Source organism: Nonomuraea sp. B12E4 (assembly GCF_039871825.1).
In the GTDB taxonomy this organism is placed as follows: domain Bacteria; phylum Actinomycetota; class Actinomycetes; order Streptosporangiales; family Streptosporangiaceae; genus Nonomuraea.
On sequence record NZ_JBDPME010000012.1, the window covers coordinates 32656 to 55460 of the forward strand.

21 protein-coding genes are annotated in these 22805 nt (G+C 70.8%); 8 read left to right on the top strand and 13 right to left on the bottom strand.

The genetic code is table 11. The features are described 5' to 3' along the window. Positions 1-12 precede the first annotated feature (12 nt). Positions 13-1035, top strand: coding sequence for a helix-turn-helix domain-containing protein (locus tag ABGB18_RS25985; protein ID WP_347698200.1), 1023 nt, complete (start codon positions 13-15; stop codon positions 1033-1035). Positions 1036-1058: 23 nt separating this feature from the next. Here ABGB18_RS25985 and ABGB18_RS25990 read toward each other — a convergent pair whose 3' ends face one another. Genes ABGB18_RS25990 through ABGB18_RS26015 form a run of 6 tightly spaced genes read right to left on the bottom strand, consistent with a single transcriptional unit; the run spans position 1059 to position 7239 of the window. After that, a complete protein-coding gene (locus tag ABGB18_RS25990) occupies positions 1059-1817 on the bottom strand; it encodes an SDR family oxidoreductase (RefSeq protein ID WP_347698201.1) in 759 nt (252 codons plus the stop codon). Positions 1818-1861: 44 nt separating this feature from the next. Beyond that, the gene (locus ABGB18_RS25995; protein WP_347698202.1) at positions 1862-4138 is read right to left on the bottom strand and encodes a tetratricopeptide repeat protein; all 2277 of its coding nucleotides are present in this window, start codon (positions 4136-4138) and stop codon (positions 1862-1864) included. 19 nt (positions 4139-4157) lie between these two features. Beyond that, positions 4158-4913: a hypothetical protein gene (locus ABGB18_RS26000; RefSeq protein WP_347698203.1), complete on the bottom strand. Its 756-nt coding sequence runs from the start codon at positions 4911-4913 to the stop codon at positions 4158-4160. A 48-nt stretch (positions 4914-4961) separates the two neighbouring features. After that, on the bottom strand, positions 4962-5774 hold the full coding sequence (dapF, locus tag ABGB18_RS26005; RefSeq protein ID WP_347698204.1) for a diaminopimelate epimerase: 813 nt from the start codon (positions 5772-5774) through the stop codon (positions 4962-4964). 9 nt (positions 5775-5783) lie between these two features. Further along, on the bottom strand, positions 5784-6674 hold the full coding sequence (gene miaA, locus ABGB18_RS26010; RefSeq protein ID WP_347698389.1) for a tRNA (adenosine(37)-N6)-dimethylallyltransferase MiaA: 891 nt from the start codon (positions 6672-6674) through the stop codon (positions 5784-5786). 52 nt (positions 6675-6726) lie between these two features. After that, a complete protein-coding gene (locus ABGB18_RS26015; protein ID WP_347698205.1) occupies positions 6727-7239 on the bottom strand; it encodes a methylated-DNA--[protein]-cysteine S-methyltransferase in 513 nt (170 codons plus the stop codon). Between ABGB18_RS26015 and ABGB18_RS26020 the strand changes: the two genes are divergently transcribed. After that, positions 7238-8152 carry a ribonuclease Z gene (locus tag ABGB18_RS26020; RefSeq protein WP_347698206.1) on the top strand — a complete coding sequence of 305 codons (915 nt, stop codon included), beginning with the start codon at positions 7238-7240 and terminating at the stop codon, positions 8150-8152. The genes ABGB18_RS26015 and ABGB18_RS26020 overlap by 2 nt on opposite strands. Here ABGB18_RS26020 and ABGB18_RS26025 read toward each other — a convergent pair. The 5 genes from ABGB18_RS26025 to miaB all read right to left on the bottom strand — a co-directional run bounded on the left by ABGB18_RS26025 (position 8128) and on the right by miaB (position 12380). Then, positions 8128-8340, bottom strand: a complete 213-nt coding sequence (locus tag ABGB18_RS26025) for a hypothetical protein (protein ID WP_347698207.1) — start codon at positions 8338-8340, stop codon at positions 8128-8130. The two genes, ABGB18_RS26020 and ABGB18_RS26025, sit on opposite strands and share 25 nt — an antisense overlap. Before the next feature lie 9 nt (positions 8341-8349). After that, positions 8350-8538, bottom strand: a complete 189-nt coding sequence (locus tag ABGB18_RS26030) for a hypothetical protein (protein WP_347698208.1) — start codon at positions 8536-8538, stop codon at positions 8350-8352. A gap of 35 nt (positions 8539-8573) precedes the next feature. Next, positions 8574-9314, bottom strand: coding sequence for an isocitrate lyase/phosphoenolpyruvate mutase family protein (locus ABGB18_RS26035; RefSeq protein ID WP_347698209.1), 741 nt, complete (start codon positions 9312-9314; stop codon positions 8574-8576). 118 nt (positions 9315-9432) lie between these two features. Further along, on the bottom strand, positions 9433-10041 hold the full coding sequence (locus ABGB18_RS26040) for a hypothetical protein (protein ID WP_347698210.1): 609 nt from the start codon (positions 10039-10041) through the stop codon (positions 9433-9435). Between the two features lie 842 nt (positions 10042-10883). Beyond that, on the bottom strand, positions 10884-12380 hold the full coding sequence (gene miaB, locus ABGB18_RS26045; protein ID WP_347698211.1) for a tRNA (N6-isopentenyl adenosine(37)-C2)-methylthiotransferase MiaB: 1497 nt from the start codon (positions 12378-12380) through the stop codon (positions 10884-10886). A 138-nt stretch (positions 12381-12518) separates the two neighbouring features. Here miaB and ABGB18_RS26050 point away from each other — a divergent pair, with 138 nt between their 5' ends. The 6 genes from ABGB18_RS26050 (at position 12519) to ABGB18_RS26075 (ending at position 18889) form a co-directional block, all read left to right on the top strand. Beyond that, positions 12519-13274 (top strand): amino acid ABC transporter ATP-binding protein, encoded by a 756-nt coding sequence (locus ABGB18_RS26050; protein ID WP_347698212.1) that lies wholly within the window; start codon positions 12519-12521, stop codon positions 13272-13274. 60 nt (positions 13275-13334) lie between these two features. Beyond that, positions 13335-14153, top strand: a complete 819-nt coding sequence (locus tag ABGB18_RS26055) for a glutamate ABC transporter substrate-binding protein (protein WP_347698213.1) — start codon at positions 13335-13337, stop codon at positions 14151-14153. Between the two features lie 58 nt (positions 14154-14211). Beyond that, positions 14212-14880, top strand: a complete 669-nt coding sequence (locus ABGB18_RS26060; protein WP_347698214.1) for an amino acid ABC transporter permease — start codon at positions 14212-14214, stop codon at positions 14878-14880. Further along, positions 14877-15788, top strand: a complete 912-nt coding sequence (locus ABGB18_RS26065) for an amino acid ABC transporter permease (protein ID WP_347698215.1) — start codon at positions 14877-14879, stop codon at positions 15786-15788. The genes ABGB18_RS26060 and ABGB18_RS26065 overlap by 4 nt, the downstream gene beginning before the upstream one ends. 135 nt (positions 15789-15923) lie before the next feature. Then, positions 15924-16796 (top strand): glutamate ABC transporter substrate-binding protein, encoded by an 873-nt coding sequence (locus tag ABGB18_RS26070; protein WP_347698390.1) that lies wholly within the window; start codon positions 15924-15926, stop codon positions 16794-16796. 50 nt (positions 16797-16846) lie between these two features. Continuing rightward, entirely contained in the window at positions 16847-18889 is a 2043-nt protein-coding gene (locus ABGB18_RS26075; RefSeq protein ID WP_347698216.1) for a prolyl oligopeptidase family serine peptidase, read from the top strand. A gap of 56 nt (positions 18890-18945) precedes the next feature. Here the strand turns inward: ABGB18_RS26075 and rny are convergent, their stop codons facing one another. Next, positions 18946-20565 carry a ribonuclease Y gene (gene rny / locus ABGB18_RS26080; protein ID WP_347698217.1) on the bottom strand — a complete coding sequence of 540 codons (1620 nt, stop codon included), beginning with the start codon at positions 20563-20565 and terminating at the stop codon, positions 18946-18948. Between the two features lie 615 nt (positions 20566-21180). Next, on the bottom strand, positions 21181-22797 hold the full coding sequence (recX, locus tag ABGB18_RS26085; RefSeq protein WP_347698218.1) for a recombination regulator RecX: 1617 nt from the start codon (positions 22795-22797) through the stop codon (positions 21181-21183). Positions 22798-22805: the final 8 nt, after the last annotated feature.

A 22805-nucleotide genomic window follows, 5' to 3' on the forward strand; every position in this document is an offset into this window, starting at 1 on the left:
CGGGATCATCGCATGTCAGAGAGAGGCGAGATGGCGCAGCGGCGCTTACTTGAGGGGCTCGGCGTCACCATTGCCGAGGAGAGCGCCTACCGGGCACTGCTCCGGCACGGCCCGGCCACGCTGAGCAGTCTCGCCGCCGAGACCGGCGCGTCCGTCACGGCCATCCGCCGCATGCTGCCCCGGCTGGAGGACCTCGGGCTGATCTCCCGGGTCGCGGGCCGGCCGCTGCGGCTGGTCGCCACTCCCCCGAACGTCGCCATCGACATCCTCGTCGCCCGCCGCCAGGAGGAGATCGCCCACAGCAGGGCGGCCGCCGCGCTGCTGGCCACCGAGGTCGCCGAGCGCAACGGGCCGCACCCGGAGGAGGTGCTGGAGGTGGTGACCGGGCGCGACGCCGTGGCCCGCCGCTACCTCCAGCTCGAACGCAACGCCACCGAGGAGATGCTGGTGCTGGTCCATCCGCCGTACGCGGTGGACATCAGCGACGACCGGGAGAATCGGCAGCGCGCGGCCCGCCAGGGAGCGCCCACCCGGGGGATCTACAGCCCGCAGGCGTTCGAGCAGCCGGGCATGCTGGCCCACACCCGCCGCGCCATCGCCGACGGCGAGCGGGCCAGGCTCGGCCAGGTGCCGGTCAAGCTGGCCATCGCCGACGCGCGCACCGCCATCCTGCCCCTGGTCTCCGACACGGACCGGGCCGTGGAGAGCGCCCTCATGGTGCACCCATCGGCGCTGCTGGACGCCCTGGTGGGGTTGTTCGAGACGCTGTGGCGGGCCGCCGTGCCGTTCCGCCTGACCGCGGACGACAACCTGGAGCCCGAAGTGTGGCCGCAGACCCCGGACACGGAGGTGCTGGCCCTGCTGGCGGCCGGGATGAAGGACGACGCCATCGCCAGGCAGCTCGGGCTGAGCCCGCGTACGGTGCAGCGCCGCGTGCAGGTGCTGTCGGAGCGCCTGGGCGCCAGGACCCGCTTCCACGCCGGTTTCCTCGCCGCCCGCCACGACCTCCTGGTCCCGCCGGAGCAGCCGCAGTGACTCCGCCGTGGCGACCCCGCCGCTTACGTGATCAGCATCCCGCCGTCCACCGGCAGCGTCACCCCGGTGATGTACGAGGACGCGTCGCTCGCCAGGAACACCGCGGCCGCCACCAGCTCCGCCGGGTCACCCGCCCGCCCCATGACCACCCGTGACTCGATGGTCCGCTCAAGGTAGCCGGGTTTGTACTGCTCGGTCATCTCCGAGGCGAAGAACCCCGGCACGAGGCAGTTGACCCTGATGCCACGCCGCCCGGTCCACTGCTGCGCCAGATCCCGGGTGAGCCCGGCCACGGCCGCCTTGGACGCGCTGTAGGCGGCCTGCGGCAGCCCGGCGGTGGTGACGCCGAGCACGCTGCCGATGTTCACGATCGACGCGCCGGGCCCCATGACCCGCGCGCAGGCCTGCGCCATCCAGTAGGTGCCGTGCAGGTTGACGTCCACGACCTGCCGGAACTCCGCGGGGGTCTCGCGCACGGCGGGCACGGCGGTGCCGACCCCGGCGTTGTTGACCAGCACGTCGACCCGGCCCATGGCCTGCATGGCCGCGGCCACCAGCGCGTCGCAGTCCTCCGGCCGCGACACGTCGGTCCGCACGGCCAGGCACCGGCGGCCGGTCTCCTCGACCAGCCGTCGCGTCTCCCCCAGCCGCTCCTCCCGCCGGGCGCCGATCACGACATCGGCGCCCGCCTCGGCGAGCCCTCGGGCCAGGGCAACCCCCAGCCCCGAGGACGCCCCGGTGACGATGGCCACCTTCCCGCCGAGGCCGAAGCGAGAGAGCACGTCAGAGCCCGCCTTCCCGGCCGCGGCCGAAACGCGAAAGCACGTCAGAGGCCGTATTCCTTGACGATCCGCTCGTGCCGCTCGACCTCGACGTCGATCTCGCGGGCCAGGTCGAGCCAGGCCAGCGGGTGCACCCACCGCTCGGTGGCGTCGTCGAGCAGCGCGTCGACCTCGGAGGCCGACACGTCCGGCGGCACCGCGACCCACCCGAACACGCCCGGCAGCGACTCGCCGCTGGTCGGGTGGGTGACCGCGTAGTTTTCGTCGCTGTAGACCCACATCGGCCAGCCGCGCTCGGCCATGACCTCGGTGAACTCCGCCCAGTCCTCCTCACTCGGCGCGGCGCCGTCGAAGAAGTAGCTGGTGTAGCCGCCGGGCCGCAGGATGCGCACCGCGGCGAAGGGCGGCACGAAGTTCTGTTGCTCCTTGGGGTCGTCCGGCACCGGCTCCAGCAACTGCGGGTCGAACACGACCAGGTCACCGGCGTTGTAGTCCATGCCGCGTGGCTGCGGCAGGGCCAGCCGGGCGGTGGCGGGGCCGGTGCGGATGGACAGCACCTGGCGCTGGCCGCCGTCGGGCGCGGGCAGGATGACCCGGATGAGGCCCATCTCCTCCTCGATCGGCCCCTCCGTGGACTTGATCGGCATGCCGATCTTGGCAGTGCCCTTGCGCACGGTGTCCCAGTCCTCCGCCGAGGTGGCCATGACGACCATCCGCCAGACGTCCTCGTCCTCGAGCTCGTCGAGCACCTCCACCAGCACCTCGGCGGCCCTGGCATTCTGGTCGAGCTGCTGGGCGGCGGCGGCCAGCAGGCGACGGGCGTCGACCCCGGCACCGGCCGCGATGGCGTGCTCGGCCGTCTCGACGGTCTCCTGATAGCGCTCGCGCGCGCTGTGCAGCCTGGCCAGCGTGACGTACTGGGCGGCGTGCGGGAGCATCCCGGCCATCTGCTCCAGCCGCTCGTCCTGACGCGCCTCGATGAGCAGCGTCGTCAGGTAGGCCACGTCGTCGGCCTCGGCCGTGTCGATCTCGCCGCTGTCGACCAGCATCTTCCAGTAGATGTCGGCGCCGGTGGACGGGTAGCCGAGGAAGCCGAGCGTGGTGGTGTGGCGGCGGGTGGCCTCGACGTTCTCGCCGGACAGCGGCGCCAGCCAACCGACCCACTTCTCCGGATCGGCGTTGAAGCCGTCGGCGGCGTCGAAGAGGCCGACCCGCTCCGGCACCGGCCCGGGCGCCTCCGGCTCGGTGGTGGTGTCGGCGGCGGCCCGCAGCGCGGTGATGCGCTCGGTCACCCCGTCCGGCTCGCGCAGCTCGCCGGCGCCGGACTCGGCCACGTCGGCCAGCAGCCTGGCCTGCCACACACCCTGCCGGGCGAGGGCCAGGTCGCCCGCGATCAGCGCGAGCTCGACCCGCGAGCGGTAGCCGCCCATCATGCCGAAATAGTCGATCCACTGGCGCAGCACGCGGCCGAGCTGCCAGGTGTTGGTGATCTGGGTGGATCCGGCCAGCTTGGCGACCGCCCGCGACCACTCGACGAACACGCGGGGGTGCTCGCCGACCACGTCGAGGTCGGGCAGCGCGTCCACCGCCTCGGCGGTGCGGCCGAGCGTGGCCAGGATGAGTGCGCGCCGCACGCCGTCGCGGTGCTCCTTGGCCACCGGGTCGTCGGCCTGGAACTCGGCCGCGGCCTGCAGCGCCGCCAGCGCGTCGTCGGCGCGCTCCACGTCGAGCAGCGCGCGGGCGCGCTCGGCGCCGAGCTCCCAGCTCGCCTCGCGGCCGGCCGCGCGCACCCGCTCGATGGCGGAGTCGGCGTAGCTCACGGCCTCGCCGGGCTTGCCGGCGTCGATGAGCGCGCCGACATATTGCGTCACCAGCCCGGTGTAGGCCGACCGCTCCGGGCCCACGTCCTCGATGGCCGCACTCAGCACCTCCAGGCGCTCGGCGGCGTGGCCGGGGCCGTCGGCGTTGGCCAACGCGATGGCCAGCGCCTCGACGGCGGCCGGGGCGGCCGGGCAGTCACGGACGTCTTCGCGCTGGGCGAACGCGAGAAGCTGCCGCGCGTCGTCGATCGCCACCGCGCCCTGCGCCCGGTCACCGATGCGGCCGATCAGATGCCAGTAACGGGCGTAGAACTCCAGCCAGGGCAGCTCAAGGGTCTCGGCCTGCTGCGCGATGGCCGGGGCCATGACGTCGAGCTGCGGATATCGGCCCTCATAGGCCTGTGCGGGGAGGTCTCCCAGCGCCATGGCGAGGCCAACGTTGCCCGCCTCGGAAAGCTGCTGCTGGGTGTCGCCGACCCAGGCCCAGATGTCCACGTCCATGGGCAGTCAGTCTGCCAGGTCAACGGGCATGTCCAAAACGCAGAAGCTCGATCAGGTCGTCCGATTCGTCCTCGTCCAGGACCGAAAACACCGTTGCCATCAGGTCGTCGGTGGTCTCCTCCACCGCCGCCCTGCGTGCGACGACGTGCGGCCCGGGCGTGGCGTACGGCTCCGGCCAGTTGAAGAACCGGGCGATCCGCTCCCCGGCCACCGCGCCGAACGGGGTGGCGTCGTGGCCGGCCGCGAGCGTCGCCTCCAGGGGGTCCAGGCCCGCCGCGACCACGGCGTTGGCGTGCAGGCCGCCGCGCAGCTCGCGTACGACGTGCATGAGCTGGACGGCGCGGGCCGGCGGGTCGTCGGCCAGCGGCACGGCCCGCCACCCGGCGAACAGCGGCACGCCCGCCGGGGAGGCCCGCTCGACCACCCGCAGGAGCAGCTCGGCGATCCTGGTGCAGCCGTCGTGGTCACCCAGCTTGCGCCTGCCCCAGGCGCGGCAGACCTCCGCGTAGAGCTCGACGGCCCGCTCCACGGGCAGCTTGCGGCCGCCGTTCCAGCTCTCCTCGACGTGTTCGCGCGGGAAGAATACGACGACCGAATTGACCACGTCGGCGTCGCACTCGCCGAGCACGCCGCAGCGGCCGCGGAAGTAGAACTCGCGAGCGCCGAGCCCGTGTTCGTCGCAGACGGCCTTGGCCTCCCTCGACATCATGAACCCGCCGCCGTACTGGCCGATGGGCGCCCTCACAGAGGCCGCGGTCGTTCGCGGGTCCGCCATGTCCACCCCTCAGTTCGTGAAGTGGACCCAGCATCCCTCAGGCGAGCTTCATTCGGCAAGCAACAGTTCGCCCCTGGCCACGATGACCGCCGGGCCGGAGAGGTAGCTCGTCTCCTCATCGAGCAGGACGGTCACGGTGCCGCCGGGCACCTCGATCGTCCAGGTGCCGGTGGTGTCGCCCGACAGTGCGGCGGCGGCGACGGCCGTGGCCACCGTGCCGGTGCCGCACGAGCGGGTCTCGCCGACGCCGCGCTCGTAGACGCGCATGACCGCGCGGCTGACGCCGACCGGGTTGAACAGCTCGATGTTGACGCCGCACGGGAACACGGCGGGGTCGAAGCCCGGCTGGTAGGACAGGTCGAGCTGGACGACCGGGTCGCCGATGGCGCAGGCCAGGTGCGGGTTGCCCATGTCGACGTGGAGCCCGGTGTATTCCTGGCCGCCGACGGTGGCCGTGCTCTCGCCGTGCGTGACGGGCTTGCCCATGTCGACGGTGATGTCGCCGTTCGGCTCGACGTGCATCCTGCGCAGGCCACCCCTGGTGGCCACCGCGAAGTCGGTCGGGTCGACCAGCCCGGCGTCGATCAGGTAGCGGGCGAACACGCGCGAGCCGTTACCGCACATCTCCGCGACGCTGCCGTCGGCGTTGCGGTAGTCCATGAACCACTCGGCCGCCTGCGCCTGCTCGGCGACCTCGGGGCACTGCTTCGTACGCACCACTCTGAGCACGCCGTCGGCCCCCAGACCGGCCCGCCGGTCGCATATCTTGGCGACCAGCGCGGCGGAGACGTCCACCTCCCCCTCCGGGTCGGGAAGGATGACGAAATCGTTCTCGGTGCCGTGCCCCTTGAGAAAGCGCATTCTGAAAGTTTATTCGCACACCCGTGCCGAGATTCGCGCCAGGGACCGCTCGAGAAGATCGGGAGCGTCGTACGGGAGCCAGCACACCCGCGGGTCCCGCCGGAACCACGACTCCTGCCGTCGGGCGAACCGCCTGGTGGCCCTGACGGTCTCCTCGATCGCCTGCTCCTCGCTCCACTCCCCCTCCAGGAAGCGGATGACCTGGGCGTATCCGAGGGCGCGGCTCGCCGTACGGCCCTCGGCCAGGCCCTGCCCGAGCAGCCCCCGCACCTCCTCCACCAGGCCCGCCCGCCACATGCGCTCGACCCTGAGCGCGATCCGCTCGTCCAGCACGGGCCTCGGCACCTCGATGCCGATCTGCACGCTGGGGTGGACGGTGTCGTAGGAGGGCATGGTGGCCGAGAACGGGCGCCCGGAGTGCTCGATCACCTCCAGGGCGCGCACGATGCGGCGGCCGTTGCTCGGCAGGATCGCCGCCGCGGCCGGCGGATCGAGCACCTTGAGCCGCTCGTAGAGGGGGGCGGCGCCGCGTTCGGCCAGCTCGGACTCCAGCCTGGTCCTGATCTCCGGGTCGGTGCCGGGAAACTCCAGGTCGTCGATGGCGGCCCGCACGTAGAGGCCGCTGCCGCCGACCAGCACGGGCGTCTCGACGGTCGCGAAGACCGCCCTGGCCAGCCGCTGGTATTCGGCCACGCTGGCCGTGACCGTGACGTCCCACACGTCCAGCAGGTGGTGCGGGACTCCGCGCCGCTCGGCGAGGGTGAGCTTGGCGGTGCCGATGTCCATCCCCCGGTAGAGCTGCATGGAGTCGGCGTTGACGCATTCGCCGCCCAGCCGGAGCGCGATGTCCACGGCGAGGTCGGACTTTCCCGCCGCGGTGGGGCCGACAATGGCGATCACCTGGGCGATATCTGGGGAAATGGCTGACTGCTGACGCACGGCGACCAGTCTGCTAGAGATCGAGCAGTGTCGGCTGCAGGTAGCCCTCGTGGGTCAGCAGCCGGCGCTTGGTCTCCACGCCCTCGCCGCCGCTGAAGCCGCCCAGGCCGTTGCCGGCGACCACGCGGTGGCAGGGCACGACGATGGGGATCGGGTTGGAGCCCATGATCGAGCCGATCCCGCGGGCGGGCACGCCGGTGCCGCTGAGCCGGGACAGCTCGCCGTAGGTGACGGCGGTGCCGTACGGGACGCGGTGCAGGGCCTGGAGCACGCGCAGCCGGGTGCCGGACATGAGCCGCCAGTCGATGGGCGTCTCGAAGGTACGCAGATCGCCCGCGAAATAAGCATTCAGCTCGGCGACCGCCAAGGCCGTACGATCCGCATCATGAACCTCAGCCAGGCCCAGGCTGCCGGCCAGCGGCGGCCGGGACCCCCAGCCCGACGCGACGAGTCCGACCTCGGTCATGGCCAGCACGAACGGGCCCACCGGCGTCGGCACCTCGGCGAAGGCGACTGTGGTCATCATGTCCTCTCGTGAACTCGTGGTGCTGGGCACCTCCAGCGCCGTCCCTACCCGACACCGTAACCACAACGGCTACCTGTTGCGCTGGGACGGTCAAGGCTTCCTCTTCGACCCGGGCGAGGGCACGCAGCGGCAGATGACGCACGTCGGGCTGAGCGCGAACGACGTGCACTGGCTGTGCGTCACCCACTTCCACGGCGACCACTGCCTGGGCGTGCCGGGCGTCGTCCAGCGGATCGCCCGCGACCGCGTCAGGCATCCGGTGCGCGCGGTCTTCCCGGGCTCCGGCCAGGTCTACTGGCGCCGGCTCCGGCACGCCGCCGTGTTCGCCGACACCTCCGTCATCTCCGAGCACCCCGTCACGGGCGAGCTGGCCGGCGTCGGCCCGCTGACCGCGCGCCGCCTGTCCCACCCCGTCGAGTCCTACGGCTACCGCCTCCAGGAGCCGGGCGGCCGCCGCATGCTGCCCGACCGGCTGGCCGCGCACGGCATCCGCGGGCCGGAGATCGGCGAGCTGCAGCGCACCGGGGCCGTACGCGGGGTCACGCTGGATGAGTGCAGCGTCCCCAAACCTGGACAGAGCGTGGCGTTCATCATGGACACCCGACTCTGCGACGCCGTCTTCGAGCTGGCCTCGGGGGTGGACCTGCTGGTGATCGAGACCACGTTCCTGTCGCCGGAGAGCGCGCTGGCCAAGGAATACGGGCACCTGACGGCTTACGAGGCGGGGGTGGTGGCGGCGGACGCGGGGGTGCGCAGGCTGGTGCTCACGCACTTCTCCGAGCGGTACGGCTTCGCCGACGAGGCGTCCTTCACCGCGGAGGTGCGGCGCAGCTTCGACGGGGAGGTGGTGACGGCCCGCGACCTGATGCGGATCCCCGTGCCCCGGCGTCAGGTCCACAGCCCGGCGAAATAGCCGACGCCGTGGGGGGCCTGCCGCATGAGGAGGCGGCCCCGGAGCGCGCTCGTGCCCGCCGCGCCCGCCAGCGCCTGCAGCGCGTCGAAGGCCACCGCCTGGAACCCGTCCGGGACATGGTCCTCCAGCAGGACTCGGCCGACGGTGAGCGACAGCGGGAGGACGGGCTCGCCGTGGCCGGTGGTCACGTCCAGCCCTCAGGGGCGCAGGGTGCCGGCCGCGCGGGCGTCGTACGTGCCGGATGTCTCGGCGCCGCCCACCACCAGCAGCGCGTCGGGACTCGCCGCGACGAGCGCGGCGACGGCGGCGCGGCAGGCTGCGCGGAGTCCGGGCAGCCCCTGCACGACCAGCGGGGTCGGCGGGCAGACGGCGGCGGATACAAGCACGAGCGCAAGCGTACGTGGCACTCGGGCGACCGGCGTCAGTAGGGATTGAGCCCTTCGCGTACCTTCGCGAACAGCCCCTGGGCGTAGTGGTGCGCCGCCTGGTGCAGCCCGCCGCCGAAGCTGATCCTGGCCACCCCCAGCTCGCCCAGCCGGTCGAGTGCCGGGACGCCCGGCCTGAACAGCACGTTCACCGGTCCCCTGAGCTCGCTGACCAGCGCCCGGATCTCGTCCTCGGCACCCAGCCCGATCGGGTAGACGCAGTCGGCCCCCGCCGCCAGATACCGCCGCCCGCGTTCCACGGCCGCCTCGCGCGAGCCCTGGCCCCGGAGGTAGGTGTCGACGCGCGCGTTGATCACGAGCTCCTGACCGGCGGCCGCCCGGACCTCGGCCAGGAAGTCCGCCTGCGCTCCGGGATCCACCAGCTCGCCCGTGTCCGGCCGGGAATCCTCCAGGTTGCATCCCACGGCTCCGGCCGCGAGCAGGCGCTCGACCAGCTCAGCGGGCTTGAGCTGATAGCCGCGCTCGACGTCGGCGGTGACGGGCAGGTCCACGGCCCGGACGATCCGGGCGATGGCCGCCATCATCTCGGCGACGGGCGTGCCCTCGCCGTCCGCGTACCCCAGCACGCGCGCCACGGCGGCGCTGCCGGTGGCGATCGCGGGGAACCCGGCCTCCCGCACGGCGCGCGCGGAGGCGGCGTCCCAGACGTTGGGGAGGACCAAGGGGGTTCCGGGGACGTGCAGCGCTCGCAGGAGGGCCGCGTTGTCAGTCGTCATGCCATCACCCTACGAAGGAAGCGAGCCTCACCCCAGGTCCAATACCGCCCATAACCGACAAGCCACTTCGTCCCCCGGCCCGGCGGCGGTCCCCCGCGACGTGCCGGTGGCGGGGGGTTCAGCAGCCGGCGGCGGCGCACTGGCCGGCGACCTGGCCTGCTGGGCCGTTCGCCGGGTTGTCGGCCGCCGGTGCCTGCGGCTGCTTGGTGGGAGACGTCGTCGTGGGCTTCTTCCCGCCCCCGCCGGTCTGGGGTGTGCCACCGGAGGAGTCGGTCCCCCTCGAACCGGTGTCCGCGGCGGGGTCGCCCCCGCTGCCCAAGTCGGTGTTGACGTCGCCCATGCTGCCGTCGTCGGGCCCGCCGACGGGCAGCCCGCCGTCGTCAGGGGCGTCGGTGGCCGCGTCGCCCATGTTGGCCTGGTCGTCCTGGGGCGCGGCCTCGTCACCGGCGACGCTCTCGGAGGGCGCGGGCCGGCTACCGCCCTGTCGCGCGTCGCCGAAGGGGTTGGCGGCCAGCATGTAGCCGGCACCGCCCGCCACGAGCAGGGCGACGAGCGCCGAGACCACGATGAGGAGGGTCTTCTTCGTCTTCCTCGGCGGCTGTGGCGGTGGCGGGGTGTTCGCGTAGGGGGGCGGCGGGGTGTTCGAGTACGCGTTCCTCGATGCCAGGTTGACATCCCCTGGCCCCAACAGGATTTCCTGACGATCCGTCTCGATCGGATCACGCATGGTGGTACAGCTCCCTGCGGTTGTATCGGGGAAAGCTCACCGGCTTCCGCGGGTGATAGACCACACTAGCCGCAACGACGGAATGCTCGCACAACAATCACAAAGGAATCACGACTTGTCCCCCCAAAGATCCATTTGGCCAGGTCGCCGCGCCCACCTGGCACCCGTGGCCGGAGTCACGGGGGTGCTCGTCACCGCGACCCTGGGAATTTTCCTGGCATTCACTAACGCGCCGGAAGCATCACAGCAAAGCACTCCGGAAAACGATCGGAAAACGCCGATTTCCTCAAGATCGATTTTCCCTTCGCCCGTAACGCCGACCCCATCGGCCCAGGAACCGGCCGGGTCGCTCCGGCTTCCGGCCGCCCACGGGACCGAGACGGCGACGGACCTGCTGCCCCTGCCCTGGATCCACGCGGTCCCACCCCTGGGCACGGTCCCCTCGCTGGACCCACTGGCCCCGCTGGAAGCCGTCCCCGTGGTGGACGGCCTGCCCTCGGCGAGCGCCGTACCCCCGCCGGCCGCGAGCCCCCTGCCGCCGACGCTCCTCACCCCGCCCGCATCCGCCAGAGGCCCGCGCATGGAACGCTCCGAACCACCACGGCCGACCGGCTCGCCGGCGCCTCAGGCACCGCCGCAGGCGCCTCCCCAGGACGATCCCGCCCCGCGGCCCGATCCGGCCACGACCACGCCGAGGTCTCCGAGCCGCATCGGTCCCGACCCCTGCGCCACGTTCAACGACTTCCGCACAAAGCCGTGCTACAGCCTCCTGGAGCGGCTCACCCGCTGACCGCCGCCCCTCCCCCGGGGCCGGACCGGTCGCGGCGAAGCCTCGGAGAGCCTCAGGAAGCCGAGCAGGCCCCCGAGGGTGCGGCGGGGGCCGGGGCTGGACGGCCGATGCCCGGCATGCCCAGCAGCACCCCGGAGCCCGTCGCGGGGCTCGACTGGCGGGCCTCCCAGGCGTCGCCCGCCCGCGTGCGCCTGGTTTCCCGCACCGGGCCGTCCGCCACCAGGTGGTGCGGGGCGGCGTACGTCACCTCCACCGTCACCATGTCCCCCGGCCGCGGCGTCTCGGCGCCGACCGTGAAGTGCACCAGGCGGTTGTCGGGGGCGCGGCCGGACAGGCGGTGCGTCGCCTCGTCCTTGCGACCCTCGCCCTCGGCCACCAGGACCTCCAGCGTGCGGCCCACCTGCTGCTTGTTCTCAGCCCAGGAGATCTCCTCCTGCAGGGCCACCAGGCGCTCGTAACGCTCCTGCACGACCTCCTTGGGCACCTGGTCGGGCATGGTGGCCGCCGGGGTGCCGGGGCGGATGGAGTACTGGAAGGTGAAGGCGTTGGCGAAGCGGCTCTGCCGGACCACGTCGAGCGTGGCCTGGAAGTCCTCCTCGGTCTCACCGGGGAAGCCGACGATGATGTCGGTCGAGATGGCCGCGTCCGGCATGGCAGCGCGCACCCGCTCGATGATGCCCAGGTAGCGCTCGGCGCGGTAGGAGCGGCGCATCGCGCGCAGCAGCCGCGACGAGCCCGACTGCAGCGGCATGTGGAGCTGGTGCATGACGTTGGGCGTCTCGGCCATGGCGGCGATCACGTCGTCGGTGAACGCGGCCGGATGCGGCGAGGTGAACCGGACCCGCTCCAGGCCGTCGATCGTGCCGCACGAGCGCAGCAGCTTGCCGAAGGCCAGCCGGTCGCCGAACTCGACGCCGTAGGTGTTGACATTCTGGCCGAGCAGGGTCACTTCCAGAACGCCCCGGTCCACCAGGGTCCGGACTTCGTTGAGGACGTCGCCCGGCCGCCGGTCCTTCTCCTTGCCGCGCAGGGACGGCACGATGCAGAACGTGCAGGTGTTGTTGCAGCCGACCGAGATCGCCACCCAGGCGGCGTAGGCGGACTCGCGCTTGGTGGGCAGCGTCGAGGGGAAGACCTCCAGCGACTCCTTCAACTCGACCTGTGCCTCGCCCGCGACGCGGGCCCGCTCCAGCAACACCGGCAGCGAGCCGATGTTGTGGGTGCCGAAGACCACGTCCACCCACGGGGCCTTGCGGACGATCTCGCCCTGGTCCTTCTGCGCCAGGCAGCCGCCGACCGCGATCTGCATGCGCGGGTTGCTCACCTTGGCGGGCCTGAGGTGGCCGAGATTGCCGTAGAGGCGGTTGTCGGCGTTTTCCCGTACCGCGCACGTGTTGAACACGACCACGTCGGCGGTCTCGCCGTCGGTCGCGGGCACGTAGCCGGCATCCTCCAGCAGGCCCGAAAGCCGCTCGGAGTCATGAACGTTCATCTGGCACCCATATGTGCGCACTTCGTATGTGCGGGCGCCCTCCTGGGTCACAGTCATGGCAGGTTCAAGGGTAGTCGCACTCGGCCTTGGCAAGACCCGTACCGATCTAAAAGGCCAGCTTGATGGCCGGATGTGATCGGATCGGTACCACCCAGTTAGTGACCAGCGCTCCAACGCCCTCTACCGTTTTGGTCCATGACGGAGAACGGCGGCGTCACTCCACTCGTTCGGCTGGAGAACGTCAACAAGCACTTCGGGGCCCTGCACGTCCTGAAGAACATCAACTTGACCGTCTCTCGTGGCGAGGTCCTGGTCGTCATCGGCCCTTCGGGGGGCGGGAAGTCCACGCTCTGCCGTGCCATCAACCGCTTGGAGACGATCGACGGCGGGAAGATCATATTTGACGGCCGGGTGCTGCCCGAGGAGGGGAAGGCGCTGGCCAAGCTCCGTTCCGAAGTGGGGATGGTCTTCCAGTCCTTCAACCTGTTCGCCCACAAGACCATCCGGGAGAACGTCACGCTCGGCCCCGTCAAGGTCCGCGGCATCTCCAGGGTGGGGGCGGGCAAGCGGGCCATGGAGTTGCTGGAGCGCGTGGGCATCGCCGCGCAGGCGGACAAGTATCCGGCGCAGCTCTCCGGCGGTCAGCAGCAGCGCGTCGCGATCGCCAGGGCGCTGGCCATGGACCCGAAGATGATTCTTTTCGACGAGCCGACCTCGGCACTGGACCCCGAGATGGTGCAGGAGGTGCTCGATGTCATGATCGGCCTCGCTCGTGACGGCATGACGATGGTGGTCGTCACGCACGAGATGGGCTTCGCCCGCAGGGCCGCCAATCGGGTGGTGTTCATGGCGGACGGGCAGATCGTGGAGGAGAACACCCCCGACGAGTTCTTCACCAACGCGCAGACCGACCGGGCGCGTGACTTCCTTTCGAAGATCCTCACGCACTGATAAATGAGGCAGGTACACATGCACATGCGTCGAACGGGAGCTGTGCTCTCGATAGCGGCTATGGCCGCCGGCCTGACCGCCTGTGGTGGCGGGGAGCAGACTTTCGCCACCGTGGCCGACAAGATCGCGGGCGGTGGCACGGTCGTGGTGGGCACCAAGTGGGACCAGCCGGGCTTGGGCTTGAAGATGGGCAACGAACCCGAGGGGTTCGACGTCGATGTGGCCAAAGCCGTGCTCAAGGAAGTCAACGGCGGCAAGGACGTGCAGATCCAGTGGAAGGAGTCGGCCTCGTCCAACCGCGAGCCGTTCCTCCAGAACGGCACGGTCGACATCATCTTCGCCTCCTACTCCATCACCGAGGAGCGCAAGGGCAAGGTCAGCTTCGGCGGCCCGTACGTCGTCGCCCACCAGGACGTGATGGTCCGCGCGGCCGACACCTCGATCAACACCCCGCAGGACCTCAAGGGCAAGAAGATCTGCAAGGCCGCGGGCTCCAACTCCTACAAGCGGATCACCGACCCGCCGCCGGACGGCGAGCTCGACCTCGACGCCACGACCGTCGACGCGGCCAACTACTCCGAGTGCGTGCAGAAGCTGACCGGCAGCAACCTCGACGCCGTGACCACCGACGACCTGATCCTGGCGGGCTTCGCCAAGCAGGCCGCCGGCGGCTTCAAGGTGCTGGGCCAGGGCTTCACGGACGAGAAGTACGGCATCGGCCTGAAGAAGGGCGACACCAAGACCTGCGAGGCCGTCAACACCGCGGTGAAGAAGCTGTGGGACAACGGCACCATGAAGCAGCTGCTGGACAAGTGGTTCGGCGGCATTCAGGGCCTGAAGCTGTCCACGACCGCCCCTCCGGCCGAGGGCTGCAGCTGATCACGCCAGAGGCGGCGGCCGGCGGCTCGGCCGCCGCCGTCCTATGCGGTGGAGCACGATGGAAGATCTGATCAGATACGCGCCCGACCTCGCAGCGGGGTTTCTGGAGAACATCAAGCTCTCCATTGTGGCCGGTATCGTCTCGTTGATTCTCGGCACCGTTCTGGTGGCGATGAGGGTTTCCCCCACACCGGTCCTGCGCGCGGCCGGCACGGTTTATGTCAACGTGGTGCGCAACACCCCGCTGACCCTGGTGCTGGCCTTCTCCGCGCTGGGCCTCAGCGACCAGCTCGGGCTGGTCTTCTCCGATGTGCCCAGGACCAACTCGTTCTGGATCGTCGGGCTGGGCCTGGCGGTCTACACGGCGGCCTTCGTCTGCGAGGCGCTGCGGGCCGGCATCAACACGGTGCCGCTGGGCCAGGCGGAGGCGGCCAGGGCGATCGGGCTGACGTTCATGCAGTCGCTGCGGATGATCATTCTGCCCCAGGCGTTCCGCGCGGTCATCGCGCCGCTCGGCAGCGTGATGATCGCCATGATCAAGAACAGCACCGTCGCGGTGGCGGGCGGGTTCGCGGCCGACGCCGCGGCCAACATGAAGGAGTCGTTCGACCAGGTCGGCGCCTCGATCCCGATCTTCCTCGGCATCGTGGTGGCCTTCATGGCCGTGACCCTGCCCATCGGCTACCTCACCGGCTGGCTGGCCCGGCGTCTGGCGGTGGCCCGATGAGCACCACGGTTCTCTTCGACTCCCCCGGGCCGCGCGCCAGGGTACGCAACGGCGTGCTCACGGTGGTCAGCCTCATCGTGGTGGCCGCCGTCCTGTACGGCATCTGGTCCGGCTTCGACGCCAAGGGCCAGTGGGAAGCCAAGATCTGGCAGCCGTTCCTGCAGTGGGAGACCTGGGACTTCTACATCATCCCCGGCCTGCTCGGCACGCTCCAGGCCGCAGCGGTGGCCGCGGTGCTTGCCCTGGCCTTCGGCGCGGTCTTCGGCCTGGCCCGGCTCTCCGACCATGCCTGGATCCGGGTCCCGGCCGGCGTGGTGGTCGAGGTCTTCAGGTCCATCCCGCTGCTGCTGCTGATCTTCTTCATCTTCTACCTCGCGCCTACCGTGGCGGGGCCCGGCGACTACACGTTCATGGCGGTCGTGGTCGGCCTGATGCTGTACAACGGCTCGGTGCTGGCCGAGGTCGTCAGGGCGGGCGTGCACGCGGTGCCCAAGGGCCAGTCCGAGGCCGCTTACGCCGTGGGCATGCGCAAGAACCAGGTGATGCGGCTGGTGTTGCTGCCGCAGGCCGTCACCGCGATGATGCCGGCCATCGTCAGCCAGCTCGTGGTGCTGCTGAAGGACACCGCGCTCGGCTACATCATCGCCTACGTCGACCTGCTCAACACCGGGTTCAAGATCCTGCCGGCCCGCTTCTTCGGCTCGCTGATCCCGGCGGCGATCGTCATCGGCATCATCTACGTGGCGCTCAACATGGCACTCAGCTACCTGGCCACCTGGCTGGAGAGGCGCAGCCGGCGCAGCCGCAAGACGGCCACCGCCGGGCCGGTCATCCCACCCGACCCGGTCGGCGACGGCGTGCCCGGTGGCGACGGCGCCGCCCCGGGGACAGCGGCCGAACAGGGGTGAGCGGGGGCGGCGGGCATCCTGCCCGCCGCCCGTAATCTCTCCAAACCTTCAAAGAAATTCCATATCTCCCTTGCAGTTGCCCCCAACCCTCTCCGCACGCGTTACCCCTAGTGGTTAGGAGGAATCGGGGTGACCATGCGTGGGGCGATGCTCGCGGCGGCGGCCATCGCGGTGGGTGCGAGCGCCTGCGGCAGCGGTGTGGGGCCGTATCCGGCCGTGGGCGGAGGTCCGTACCCGACCGCGCTGAGCAAGATCAGGAGCGCCGGCCGGGTCGTCGTCGGCACCAAGTGGGACCAGCCGAGCGTGGGGTGGAAGACCGGCACCGGCGAGCCCCAGGGCTTCGACGTGGACGTCACCCGCTATCTCGTCGGCAAGCTCGCCGGCGGCTCCCCCGTACGGATCACCTGGCGCGAGTCCCCCTCCTCCACCCGCGAGGCCCTGCTGCAGAACGGCACCGTGGACTTGATCGTCGCCTCGTACTCCATCACCAGCTCCCGCCGGCCCAAGGTGACCTTCGCCGGTCCGTACGTGGCCATGCAGCAGGACACGATGGTCCGCGCCGACGACCCTGACATCAACTCGGTGGCCGACCTCCGCGGCAAGCGGATCTGCCTGGCGGAGGGCTCGAACTCCTACCGGCGGCTCGTCGATCCGCCCCCGGACGGCGACCTGGGCATCCGGGCCGTGCTGATCCCGGCCCGCGACTACTCCGACTGCGTGCGCAAACTCGCCGACGACAAGCTCGACGCCGTGACCACCGAGAACCTGGGGCTGGCCGGATACCTCCAGCAGTACCCCGGCAAGTTCAGGCTGCTGAACGACCCGATCAGCAACGAGAGGTGGGGGATCGGGCTCAAGAAGGGCGACCTGGCCACCTGTGAAGCCGTCAACAAGGCCGTCGCGGACATGTGGCGGGACGGAACCGCCACCAAGATGCTGGACAAATGGTTCGGCGAGTCGGAGATCAGGCTCCCCTCGTCCATGCCGCGCCCCGCGGGATGCCCCTGATCTGGGGTGACTGTCCCGCACGCTCGCCAATCTTCCGGCAGGATGCGGGTATGCCTTTCTGGCCCTCCCCCATTTCGACCAGAGACGTGGCCGCCTCCGGCCTGCGCCCTGGCTGGCCCACGCTCCAGGGCGGCCGGGTCTGGTGGACCGAGGAGCGTCCCGACGAGGGCGGGCGCACCACGATCGTGTCCCGCACCGCCGACGGGACCACCCGTGAGCTGCTGCGGGCCCCGTGGAGCGCGCGTACGCGGGTCCACGAGTACGGTGGCATGCCCTATGCCGTGACCCCCGCGGGCGAGGTCGTCTTCGCCAACCTCAAGGACCAGCGGCTGTACATGCTCGGGGAAAACGGCGATCCGAAACCACTCACGCCCGAGGGTGACCGCTACGCGGATCTGCTGGTGCGCGACGGCCAGGTGTGGTGCGTACGCGAGCGGCACGCCGAGGGAGGCAAGGTCACCCGGGCCATCGTCAGCGTCCCGCTGGACGGCGGCGAGATCCGCGAATGGGCCACGGGCTGCGACTTCTACGCCTCCCCGGCTGTCTCGCCCGATGGGCGGCACCTGGCCTATGTCTGCTGGGACCACCCCCGCATGCCCTGGGACGGCACCGAACTCCGGATCGCCCGGCTGACCGTGGGTGACGACGGCCCAGCACGGACGGCGCGGAACAACCCCAAGGAGGCCATACCGACGGCGGGAGACGGCACTGCGGAGCCCGTGCCTGCCGTGGGAAGCGACACCGCGAAGCCCGTACCGACGGTGGAAAGCGACACCGCGAAGCCCATGCCGACGGTGGGAAGCGGCACCGCGGAGCCCATGCCGACCGTGCGAGAGGGTGGCGCGGGGGTCGCCGGGTCGGCGCCGTCGTGGAAGGTGCAGGGTGGTCCGGCGGAGTCCGTGCTGGCGCCGTCGTGGAAGGACGACTCCCATCTCTACCTGATCTCCGACCGCTCCGGCTGGTGGAACCTCTACGAGATCGGCCTCCACGGTGACGGCCTGCGGGCGCTCTACCCGGCCGAGGAGGAGTTCGTGCTGCCGCCGTGGCGGCTGGGCGGGCGACCGTACACCGTGCTCGGGGACGGCCGGCTCGCGGTCCTGCACGGGCGCGGCGACCTGCGGCTGGCCGTGCTGGACCCGGACTCGGGCACGCTCGCCGACCTCGACACGCCCTACGCGGGCTGGGACACCGCGCTGGCCGCCGAGGGCACGTCCGTGGTCGGGATCGGGTACGCCGCCACGATCCCGCAGTCCGTCGTCACCGTGGAGGCGGCGGCCGGCGGGCACCGATCGCTGCGGCAGGCCCTCGTCCGGCTGCCCGAGCCGAGCTACCTGCCCGTTCCGCGGGCGGTGCGGGTGCCGGGGCGCGAGGAGGTCCACGCCTTCCTCTACCCGCCGTACCCCCCGGCGGCCGAGCAGGCGCCACCTTACGTGATCTTCGTACACGGAGGGCCGACCGCGCACGCCGGGACCGCGCTCGACCTGGAGAAGGCGTTCCTGACCTCGCGCGGGATCGGCGTGCTCGACGTCAACTACGGCGGCTCCACGGGCTACGGCAGGGCCTACCGCGAGCGGCTGAAGGGACGGTGGGGGCTGGTGGACGTGGCCGACACCGTCGCCGCCGCCGAATGGCTGGGCACGGCGGGGCTGGCCGATCCCGCGCGGATCGCGATACGCGGGGCCAGCGCGGGCGGCTGGACCGTGATGGCCGCCTGCTGCCGGTCCCGGGTGTTCGCGGGCGGGGTGTCGTACTTCGGGGTCAGCGCGCTCGGCCCGCTGGTCGCCCACACCCACGATTTCGAGTCCCGATACGTGGAGTGGCTGGTGGGGCCGGAGGATCCGCAGGTGTACGCCACGAGGGAGCCGCTCGCCCTGGTGGCCGGGGTGTCGTGTCCCATGTTGCTGCTGCAGGGGCTGGAGGACCCGGTAGTGCCGCCCGAGCAGTCCACGGCGTTCGCCGACGCGCTGCTGGAACGCGGGGTCTCGTGCACCTACCTGGCCTTCGAGGGCGAGTCCCACGGCTTCCGCCGCACCGAGACCCGAGTCGCCGCCCTGGCCGCCGAACTAGCCTTCTACCAGCGCCTCTTCACCTGACCAACCCCGCACTCCCAAGCCGAGCCGCCACCCCGCAACCCGAAGCGGCGGCGGCGCTATCGGGCGAACTCGGTGGCACGCGACTCCCGTACCACGGTGATGCGGATCTGCCCGGGGTAGGTCAGCTCCTCCTCCACCTGCTTGGCCACATCGCGTGCGATCACCTGCGCCTGGATGTCGTCAACGCCATCCGGCTTGACCATGACGCGGATCTCCCGGCCCGCCTGCATGGCGAACACCTTCTCCACGCCCTCGTACGACTGCGCGATCTCCTCCAGCCGCTCCAGCCGCTTGACGTACGCCTCCAGGGACTCCCGCCGAGCGCCCGGCCGGCTACCGCTGATCGCGTCGGCCGCCTGGGTGAGAACCGCCTCGACCGTGCGTACCTCGACCTCGTTGTGGTGCGCCTCGATGGCGTGCACCACGTCCTCCTGCTCGCCGTACCTGCGGGCGATCTCCGCCCCGATCAGCGCGTGACTGCCCTCGACCTCGTGAGTCAGCGCCTTGCCGATGTCGTGGAGCAGGGCGCAACGCTTCATCAGCGGCTGGTTCATCTTCAGCTCGGCGGCCATGATCCCGGCGATGTGGGCGGACTCGATGAGGTGCTTGAGCACGTTCTGGCCGTAGGAGGTGCGGTAGCGCAGTTGCCCGAGCAGCAGCGTCAGCTCGGGGTGCATGTCGGTGATCCCCAGCTCGACCAGGGCGTCCTCACCGGCCCGCGCGCACAGGTCCTGCACCTCCTGACGGCTGCGGTCGTGCGCCTCCTCGATGCGCTGCGGATGGATGCGGCCGTCCAGCACCAGTTTCTCCAGCGTCAGCCGCGCCGTCTCCCGCCGTACCGGGTCGAAGCAGGACAGCAGCACCGCCTCGGGAGTGTCGTCGATGATCAGGTTGACCCCGGTCGTGGACTCGAAGGCCCGGATGTTGCGCCCCTCTCGCCCGATGATCCGGCCCTTCATCTCGTCGCCGGGCAGGTGCAGCACGCTGACGACCGACTCCGCCGTCTGCTCCGCCGCCAGCCGCTGGACCGCCAGCGTCACGATCTTGGAGGCTCGCTTCTCGCCCTCCTTGCGGGCGTCGCTCTCGATCTCCCTGACGATCAGTGCGGCCTCGCGCTTGGCCTGGTTCTCGATCTCCTTGACCAGCTCGCCCTTGGCCTGGTCGCCGGTCAGCCCGGACACCCGCTCCAGGATGGCCCGCCGCTCGTCCTCGAGCTGGAGCAACTCCTCACGTCGATCGGCCAGCTCGATCTCGGTCTCGGCGAGCTTCCGGTCCCGCTCGGACTGCCGCCTGGCCTCCTCGTCCAGCCGCTGCTCCCGCTCGGCCAGCCGGGCCTCCCGGCGTTCGAGGTCGGAGCGCAGTGCCTTGAGCTCGGACTTCAGGATCCGGCTCTCCTCCTCGACCTCGCGCCTCATCTGCGCGGCGCTCTGGGCGCCGGCCTCCGACCTGCGCAGGATCTCCTCGGCGTCGAGCTCCGCCTTGTCACGGATCGCCCGCGCCTCGGCCCGCGCCTGCTCAAGCTCCTCGTGTACGGCCTGCGCCTGCTCAGGGCTGGGCTCGGCCACGCGTGGGGTGGTATCACCTGAAGTGCGCCGTATGACGACGAGTAGCGCGACGATCATTCCGAACGCGAGCACGAGCACCGCCACCATCAGCACCACGACAAGCGGCCCCATGTGTGCCCCGCCCTCCTCGCGTCGTCAACATCTCATAACGCGGCCTCGAACAGGAGGGGTCACAAGCGCGCCACGTACGGCCCGGTCAGCGTCATTCCCACGATCGGCATGACGCCAAGACTGACCGGGCGTCGACTGCGAAAGCCGACACCTCGCCCGCCTCGATCAACCGAGCTCGATCGTCCGTCGTTCACCGGTATGGCAATCCGCGCTGCGCGGAGTAACTCCTCACTGCCGTCGAGGTTATGCGTCGAACAAGTCACGAGCAAGCAAACGAGTCATCAAGCGTGTCTTACGCACTCGCATCTCCATATTCAGGCCCCTCATCCCCCTTACGACCCGAATTACCCGCCTCACCGGCGATTCCGATCCCCACCCCGCTCCCCCCGGATCAAGCCCAACCAGGTAACACGAAGCCCTGACCACAATCCGGCAATCCCCAGGCCCCGAAAGACCCACCCGATTGCACCACCCCAAGAACGCCCCACTCCGAACCAGCCCCCACAACGCACCCCACAGGGAGACGAAGGAGACACCGCCCCAACTCTCCCGACAGCCGCCGCAACGCATCTCGACAGGTCGGCACCCACAACGCCCTCCAGCAGGAGCGGTTGCCTACGGAAACTCCTCCTCCAGCTCGATGCCCTCCTCTTCGAGGGCCTCCCTGATGACGCGGAAAGCCAGCCCGGACGAGTAGCCCTTGCGTGCGAGCATGCCCGCCAGCCGCCGAGTACGGGTTTGCGGGTCAAGCGACCGGGTCGAAGCCAGCTTGCGATCCACCAGCCGCCGGGCCGTTTCCGCCTCCTGGTCGGCGTCCAGACGCTCCACCGCTTCATTCACCGTGTCGGTGTCCACACCGCGATGACGCAGCTCGGCCGCCAGGGCGCGCTTGGCCAGACCACGGCCGTGATGCCGAGAATCGACCCAGGCCTCCGCGAACGCCTCGTCGTTGATCAGCCCGAGCTCCGAGAAACGGCTGAGCACTGCGTCCGCGGCTTCGTCCGGCACATCCCGCTTGCGCAGGGCCTCGGCAAGCTGGGCTCGCGTCTTGGGGGCCATGGTGAGAAGGCGGAGACAGATGGCTCGCGCCACCGACTCCGGATCAGCCTCGGGCCCGCCACCAGCAGAACTATCCGCATCAGGCCCCTCAGGCAGCCACCCCCGCCCCCGCGCGCCCTTCCCCGGCCGCCCTCGCCCCGGCCGTCCCGCCTGCCCAGACTGACCCCACCGCCCTGAGCGTCGCGACCGCCCGGTCCGCCCAGACTCCTCAGACGGCTCAAACCACGGCGGCTGTTCCGAAGCATCAGCCTGACCCAGCGGCTCCGACCACGCCGGCTGCCCCGGCGGTTCCGACTGGCCCGGCGACTCCGACCACGCGGAGCGCCTTGACCTATCTGACTGACCCGGCGGTTCCGACTGGCCCAGCGGTTCCGGCCACGCCGAGTAGCCCGGCCGATCCGACTGGCCCGGCCGCTCATGCTGGTCCGGTGGCTTCGACCACGCCGACCGGCTCGGCGGCTCTGACTGGTCCGACTGCTCGGGCCGCCCCGATCGTGCTGACTGTCCAAATCGTTCAGGCTGGCCCGATCGCTCTGACGATCCGGACCATGCCCAGCGCCCTGGCTGTTCGGGCTGCTCTGATCGATGCGGTCCGCCCGATCGTTCGGAACGTCTCGATCGGCCTGACCGCTTGTCGGACTGGCCAGATTTACGTCCGCTGCCCGTTCGTTGCCTGTCGCCGTCCGCCTCTTCTGCCGAGAACCAACTGCTCCCGGCCAACACCTCGGAATGCCACCCCTCTCCCCCGTAGCCCCCGTTCGGTCGGGTTGCCGGGGTCTCGTCGGTGGCTGAGGTTACGTCGTCTCGCCCGGTCTGCCCTATGTCCTGGGAGCCGGCGGCGGTCGTGTCAGGTTGTCCTTGGGGATGTCCTTGATCGGCTGGTGGGGTGTCGGAGGCGCGGAGGCGGGTGCGTTGTTCGCGCCACTCCTCAACCGATGGCCAACCGTCCGCAGCCGAACGGGCCAGGTCACGCCCGCGCGACGAGGTGGCGGGTGGGCTGCCGGCAACGTCCCTTGGCGAGGCAGCCGACGGGCTGGCTTCGCGGCCTCCCGGGGAGGTGGTGGGCGGGGTCGTGTTGTGATCTCCCGGTGGGGTGGTGGATGGGGTGGGGTCGGCGGGCCAGGCGCCCCGGGAGTGGGGGTGGGGCGCCTGTGGCCGGTCCGCGTCAGCCATGGGGTGAC